This is a genomic window from Bartonella sp. PS17NMGDW (genome assembly GCF_042193555.1).
GTDB lineage: Bacteria > Pseudomonadota > Alphaproteobacteria > Rhizobiales > Rhizobiaceae > Bartonella > Bartonella grahamii.
Window position 1 is genome coordinate 1 of sequence record NZ_JBHILY010000031.1, and the last position, 6109, is coordinate 6109.

Annotated in this window: 10 protein-coding genes; 6 read left to right on the plus strand and 4 right to left on the minus strand. The window is 36.4% G+C overall.

The features are described 5' to 3' along the window. The coding region (locus ACFIJK_RS08600; protein WP_375627505.1) for a hypothetical protein at positions 1–788 on the minus strand (788 nt) is incomplete at its 3' end. Beyond that, positions 778–1257, minus strand: coding sequence for a crossover junction endodeoxyribonuclease RuvC (locus tag ACFIJK_RS08605; RefSeq protein ID WP_375627506.1), 480 nt, complete (start codon positions 1255–1257; stop codon positions 778–780). The genes ACFIJK_RS08605 and ACFIJK_RS08600, both read right to left, overlap by 11 nt. A 129-nt stretch (positions 1258–1386) precedes the next feature. Here ACFIJK_RS08605 and ACFIJK_RS08610 point away from each other — a divergent pair, with 129 nt between their 5' ends. Further along, positions 1387–2163 (plus strand): hypothetical protein, encoded by a 777-nt coding sequence (locus ACFIJK_RS08610; protein ID WP_375627507.1) that lies wholly within the window; start codon positions 1387–1389, stop codon positions 2161–2163. 24 nt (positions 2164–2187) lie between these two features. On the opposite strand, the gene ACFIJK_RS08615 is transcribed toward ACFIJK_RS08610, so the two are convergent. Then, positions 2188–2625, minus strand: a complete 438-nt coding sequence (locus ACFIJK_RS08615) for a hypothetical protein (RefSeq protein WP_375627508.1) — start codon at positions 2623–2625, stop codon at positions 2188–2190. Positions 2626–2641: 16 nt separating this feature from the next. Then, positions 2642–3016, minus strand: coding sequence for a hypothetical protein (locus tag ACFIJK_RS08620; protein ID WP_375627509.1), 375 nt, complete (start codon positions 3014–3016; stop codon positions 2642–2644). A gap of 83 nt (positions 3017–3099) precedes the next feature. Between ACFIJK_RS08620 and ACFIJK_RS08625 the strand changes: the two genes are divergently transcribed. The 5 genes from ACFIJK_RS08625 to ACFIJK_RS08645 all read left to right on the plus strand — a co-directional run bounded on the left by ACFIJK_RS08625 (position 3100) and on the right by ACFIJK_RS08645 (position 5996). Beyond that, positions 3100–3717: a S24 family peptidase gene (locus ACFIJK_RS08625; RefSeq protein ID WP_375627036.1), complete on the plus strand. Its 618-nt coding sequence runs from the start codon at positions 3100–3102 to the stop codon at positions 3715–3717. A 245-nt stretch (positions 3718–3962) separates the two neighbouring features. Further along, positions 3963–4337 carry a hypothetical protein gene (locus ACFIJK_RS08630; RefSeq protein ID WP_375627510.1) on the plus strand — a complete coding sequence of 125 codons (375 nt, stop codon included), beginning with the start codon at positions 3963–3965 and terminating at the stop codon, positions 4335–4337. A 63-nt stretch (positions 4338–4400) separates the two neighbouring features. Continuing rightward, positions 4401–4763, plus strand: coding sequence for an antA/AntB antirepressor family protein (locus tag ACFIJK_RS08635; RefSeq protein WP_375627511.1), 363 nt, complete (start codon positions 4401–4403; stop codon positions 4761–4763). A 72-nt stretch (positions 4764–4835) separates the two neighbouring features. Then, a complete protein-coding gene (locus ACFIJK_RS08640) occupies positions 4836–5228 on the plus strand; it encodes a Rha family transcriptional regulator (protein WP_375627512.1) in 393 nt (130 codons plus the stop codon). Between the two features lie 9 nt (positions 5229–5237). Next, positions 5238–5996 carry an antA/AntB antirepressor family protein gene (locus ACFIJK_RS08645; RefSeq protein ID WP_375627513.1) on the plus strand — a complete coding sequence of 253 codons (759 nt, stop codon included), beginning with the start codon at positions 5238–5240 and terminating at the stop codon, positions 5994–5996. Positions 5997–6109 lie beyond the last annotated feature (113 nt).

Here is a 6109-nt window from a genome sequence, read left to right on the forward strand (position 1 = left end):
AATCGACAACCGCGATTAGCTTGCGCTCGTTTTGCTTTTTTGGGAACGTTCTCTTGCTCGTGAATGGGAGGTTGGTTGTCTGATGAGGTTGTGATTTGCTCTGATGTGGCTTCAACAGCAGCAACCTCTGTTGGTTCGTCAACCAAATCGATTGTTGCTAAACTTTCAGAACCAATTTCTTTTTTTGCTAAAACGATAGTTTTAGTTTTTTTATTATAACTGTTAATGTTAGTGTTATTGTTTATGTTATATATATAGGCATCATTAAGCATGTCGTAAGCATCATGCTTAGCATCCTTAAGCATACTGTTAGCATCATGCTTAATAACTTTAGCATCGTTAAGCATGGCTTTAGCATTGTTTTTATCAGTATTTTCAATGGCTTTAGCATCATCACAAGCATCATTTGTATGTTTATCCCATCTTGCCTGCGCTGCTTTCTTTGCTCTCTCTGATAACTTCTTTGACCGAGATGTCTTCGATACCTTATCTAAGCTTTCATTAGAGTTATTGAGTTCTTCTTCAACTTTTAAACTCCATAAACACCCATCGTCTAAACGTTCGATATGACCCGTGCTTATTAAAACTTCTAACGCTTTCATAAACATTTTTACTGAACAACCAGTGTAATTAGCCCAGACCTTTGTGTTATTTAAAAGCGGCTCTCCAGTATAAAGCATTTGCAAACGCAATTTTATATAAACATTGCATTCAATGGGAGATAAACAAGCAAGATCAAGAATCCACCTATCTGCAAACAGCCTCGTCCACGGTAATTTACTGGACATATATACCCCCTTCTTTCATTAAATATAAAATTGCTAAAGCATCTGCTTCGTTGTCGTCTTTAGGCGTATGTCCTTTTGCACACACCGCCTTAATCATTTTTACTTTTGATGCGTTTCCTTTTCCTGTTGTTGCTTTCTTAATTGTGCCAACAGGAATGCCTTCATACGGTATCTGATGATGTTCACACCACGTCGTTAAGGTTGATAACAAGTCACCGTAAATATGCACTGCATCAGTACTATTATGACGCCTCACTTCTTCAAAATACACCGCGTCAATGCTGTCTACTGTCTGTTTTATTTCTGATAGACATCTCTTAAAGCGTAAATAATGCATTCCACCGACTTCAAAATATCGGGGGTGGAAATTCATGACACCACTAATGATGTGACCATCCGCACCGCATATCGCCCAGCCTGTCTTGGTCCCTAGATCAAGACATAAAATGGTTTGTGCGTTAGTGATCATAATCCCCCCTTAAGGTTGCTGTGTGTTTATGCGTGCGTTATGACAGAGCGCGTTGTGATTGCCTGTCTTGCAAAAATGTTTGTGAAAAAGTAACCTCCCAATGATTCTAAAAAAGTGGGGAGGGGAAAGATGCAAGAATGGATAAAGATATTTCTTACAGGTTTTGTGTCATTTGCTGTGTCGCTTTCAGTAGCGCTTATTTTAAGAAATAAAGACCGTAAAGAAGCAGCCAAAATCCGGAAAGATGATTTAGAAAAAGCTGCAAAAAAACGAGAAGAAGATAGAGAATGGGTAAGCAAGCAATTTGCAGAAAGCCAAGAACAGACGATAGCCCTTAAAGAGCAAGCGATATCGACAAAAGATATTGCCAAATGGTCAGAAGAACATATTAAATTTTTGTTAGATAACAAAAGAGTAGAGGATTTAGGAACGCCACCTTCCATATATACAACTGGCCCACATTTTCCAACAAAAGGCAAGTGGACGCTTCTTTGTTTAAAAATAAAAAACAATGCACAAACTGTCATCCACGTTTTAAATATAAAGCTAAAAGATGGTTCTCGCTTTATTCTTGGATATGGCATTAGATACAAACCGGAAACAAGATTGTGGCAAATGCAAGCATCATATGTTAATCCTGATGCCAGACCAACGTTACACACAATATCATCCGGATACTGTGAGAAAGCAAAGGATTTTCGAACGGGACAAGAAATTGATGTTAATATTTCTATAGCTCCCTTAGAAGATAAGTACACAGGAATCCTTATTTTTGTAGCAGCGCGTGAAGAAGATATAAAAGCCCAAGTTACTTTAATCATTACTCATACATCCCCATTGAAACCAGAAACAACAATGACTGTAACGACACAAACCGACCTCATAGACTTTAAAAAATTGGATTAATTTACTTAGGAAAACGTTTTTATGCTATGATTTATTAATTTGATTTCTTTTTTTGATAACTTCATCCCTTAAGAGATCAAGCCTTAAGAGATCAAGCCTTAAGAGATCAAGCTTATCTTTGACTAAGATCATAAACAAGATCAGCTCATTTAAGCGATAAAAAGATAACAACTCTTGAGAAAAATAATTATCAAACCAAGTTGTAAAAGCTTGCGTAAACGCAGATGAAAACCATTGATTAAAATCATCGTACGGCAATAATGGAAAATAATTTCTATCATCACGCGCAAAGATACTATACAGCATATAGACAAAATAACCTGTTGATGAGGGATCTATTCTTGTTTCAAAAGATGCATCTTGAGTCGAACGGACACCATAATATATGGTTGCCTCTCCAATATTATTAACAAGATCAATCAACTGGACTTTGCTTATAGTGATCTGTGGGACATCTATCATCTCTGATCTTTCTTCTTTAAGAGTGTGAATGCTGCTGTTGATGTTTGTTATTTTCTGTATGAGCAGCACTATGAGAAGATATTACTGTTTGTGATGCATTTGCTGTACTAATTTTCTTCACCAGATGAAGCGTATCTTTTCTTCGTTTTGTCATTGGACGAATAACTCTATGGGATTTACTCCCATAATTATGTAGGAACCAATCTAGTGTAACCCAAGATAGACCCTTAGCTTTAGACAACTGAATAATTATATTCCAGTATTTTGGAGAAATACTATTGCGATCACGCATTTTACGCGCAGCCTCATAGCTACAACCAATTTCTTTTGCAAATTGGCGTATAGATCCCCAAGATTCAATCAAACTTTTGACATAAAAATCATTAACCATGACACAAATAGTACATTACGTACAACTTTTAATCAAGATAAAATCGTACACAATGAATTAAAAAAATAGTGGATAATGTACAAATGACTTATTTGCCAAAAGATAGACTTAAAATAGCGCGTAAGAATGCTGGATATGCAACACCAAGCGAAGCTGCGCGCGCTGTACCAGCTCTTAATCAAAATACCCTAATTAGTCACGAAAATGGAAATCGTGGTATTTCGCGCCAAATAGCCGAGCTCTATGGACAAGTATTTAATGTAGATCCGGGGTGGATTTTGTATGGCGAGTCTCCTCAAGAAAGTCCTAACCTCAATATAAGTATTCCTCTCGTTTCATGGATTAGCGCTGGAGAACTAAGCGAGCAAGATGGGATAATGGATTTTTCAGATTATCCTATGACAGAGGCTGTTAATCTTCCTGCCGGTGAATGGATTGCTTTACGTGTAGATGGCGCATCTATGAATAAAATTAGCCCTCCAGATTCTATAATATTTGTAAATATGCGAGACAAAAAACTTGTGCCTAATGCCTGCTATGTAATTGCAGATGAATCTGGACAAGCGACATATAAACGATACAGACCTAATGATGATCCTCCTTTTCAGCCCGCTTCATACGACAAAACAATAAAGGCTCCAAAACTTGAAGGCGCTATCTCTATAATAGGTCGTGTACGGCGCACTATTCTTGATATGTAAACACAATACGATTCTCTGTTCACGTTATCGATTAGATTGCTATCAACAGATTGAAGCAAGTTTGCTTGATTTTTATCAGTAAACAGCAAAATTTTGATTCTCTAAATTGTGCCGTGATTCGTCTTTTTTTTATTTTTTAAAAAAAATAGTACATTATGTACTTGACTATCTTTAGTGCATAATGTACTAATATATCCATAAACCACGCACAAACAATTGCCAAGAGGCGTTAGGGAGGAGAAATTATGGAAAATCCAATTCTTATAAATTCTGATGAAATCTTATTAGTTGTCTATGATGATGATCAAAACATTGCAGAGTCTGGACCACTTGATGCAAGCCAAATTCTAAAAATTATTGATGAGGCAGATGATGCAATCCAAATCTTTCGCATCAATCCTTCTGAGAATAATTGTGAAGATATCTCTGAAGAAATTGCAGAAGCATATGTAAAAGAAAATATCGAACGTCTCGATGAAGATAGTGAGGTTCATTACTTTATATGCGAAAGTGATGTTTACAATAGACTTTTAGACGAGATCGCAGACGAAAAATATAATGATGAGATTTACGGTACTTACGAACAACAACACCGTTTACGTCCGTGTGATGTGCTTTAAATTCTGAAGGGCGCATTTAAAAGCGCCCTCTTTCATTCATCAATAATTGATTAGAGTAAACTTATGACCACACATGATACTCATATTCATAGTGAAGGATATCTCATACCTGAAAACGAGGTAGACAACAAAATTGGTTATGCCAAAATGGTCAAAGCCCATGTGATGCATAGGCACTTACATTTGAAACAAGATTTTTCCACTTGGTTTAACGATTGTGTTGAAAAGTTTGATCTAAAAGAAGGCGTGGATTTTGTTTTTACAAAACAAGAATGGAACAGACAGAAGATTTGTCCAAAATCTGAAATAGAAACAGATAAAACCGATAATCATTACTTCAAAATTCACGCAGCAAGGAAAATCGCTAAAGCAGAACGCCATAGAAACTTAGGCAGAATATTATACCAAAACTTATGTTTTTCTTAATTAAGGGGGTGATGATGAAAAGCCTTATTATAACATCTGAAAAAAATACGAACTTCTTGAAAGGAGTTCATCATGCATAATCTTATCACAACATCTGAAAACAATTTTCAAAACACAACTGTTCCAACCATGTCTAGTCGTGAAATTGCAGAGTTATGCGGTAAGCAACATGCGCATGTTATGCGTGATATTCGTAAAGTATTTAGCGAACTTAAAATCGACCTGAGTAATTTTGCTGGATTATATAAAGATACAAAAGGTGAAAGTCGTCCCTGTTACCATCTACCAAAACGTGAAGCTCTTATTGTCATTTTAGGTTACAACACTGTATTACGCGCAAAAATTATAGATTATTGGAAAAAATTAGAAGAACAAGCAGCTAATCCTCAAATCGATTTTTCAAGCCCTGAAGCAATGACAGCTATCATAATGCATCTTAAAAATAAAATTAAACAGACTGCATAGGAGTTCATCATGAACACTCTTATAGAGATTAAAGAACAAATCATTGATCAGGAAATAGTTCAGACAGTAAATGCACGTGATCTGCATGCATTCTTAGAGGCAAAACGTGACTTTTCAAATTGGATTAAGGACCGTATTACCAGATACAATTTTATAGAAGGACAAGACTTTGTAAAAACACAAGATTTGCGGTCGCCAAATTTGGCGAGCGCAAAATCTAGGGCTGTTATCGCGATTAACTACTATCTCACACTCGATAGAGCCAAAGAACTTTCTATGCTTGAGAACAATCAGAAAGGGAGAGAAGCCCGTTTATACTTTATCGAATGTGAAAAGCGTGTAAAGCAAGTAGTAACACCACAAATCGACTATTCAAGTCCAAAGGCTATGATTGGTTTTTTGAATTACCTACAAGGTCAAATAGATCAAAAAAACACCATCATTGAAGATTTAACACCAAAGGCAATGGCTCTTGAAAGCTTACAGCGCCATAATGGACTCTTTGGTCTTACAGAAGCCGCTAAAATACTCGAGATGCAACCAAAACAATTCATTCTCTTCTTACAGAAAAAAGGTTGGGTTTACAGACGAGCAGCAGGTGGAAATTTGCTTCCTTATCAAGACAAAATCCAAAAGAAACTTATGGATTGTCCAACCATCACACTTCAAACCGCAAGTGGAATAGAAAAAGTCATTCCTTGCGCAAAAATCACAGCAAAAGGAATTGGTGTGCTGTCTCAAGAGCTTAAAAGACAAACCATGCATTAATTAAGGGATGTAACCATGCAAAAAAAATACGAATTTACTGATGAAACAACAGAGGTTGATGGATTTACGCTTCACCGAATTAGAGCATTAAGAGATTTTGGTGGCGTCAAGAA

Bases quoted from the DNA above. Each gene is read 5' to 3' on its own strand.
- ACFIJK_RS08605 (WP_375627506.1), bottom strand. From the start codon at position 1,257: ATGATCACTAACGCACAAACCATTTTATGTCTTGATCTAGGGACCAAG.
- ACFIJK_RS08610 (WP_375627507.1), top strand. From the start codon at position 1,387: ATGCAAGAATGGATAAAGATATTTCTTACAGGTTTTGTGTCATTTGCT.
- ACFIJK_RS08615 (WP_375627508.1), bottom strand. From the start codon at position 2,625: ATGATAGATGTCCCACAGATCACTATAAGCAAAGTCCAGTTGATTGAT.
- ACFIJK_RS08620 (WP_375627509.1), bottom strand. From the start codon at position 3,016: ATGGTTAATGATTTTTATGTCAAAAGTTTGATTGAATCTTGGGGATCT.
- ACFIJK_RS08625 (WP_375627036.1), top strand. From the start codon at position 3,100: ATGACTTATTTGCCAAAAGATAGACTTAAAATAGCGCGTAAGAATGCT.
- ACFIJK_RS08630 (WP_375627510.1), top strand. From the start codon at position 3,963: ATGGAAAATCCAATTCTTATAAATTCTGATGAAATCTTATTAGTTGTC.
- ACFIJK_RS08635 (WP_375627511.1), top strand. From the start codon at position 4,401: ATGACCACACATGATACTCATATTCATAGTGAAGGATATCTCATACCT.
- ACFIJK_RS08640 (WP_375627512.1), top strand. From the start codon at position 4,836: ATGCATAATCTTATCACAACATCTGAAAACAATTTTCAAAACACAACT.
- ACFIJK_RS08645 (WP_375627513.1), top strand. From the start codon at position 5,238: ATGAACACTCTTATAGAGATTAAAGAACAAATCATTGATCAGGAAATA.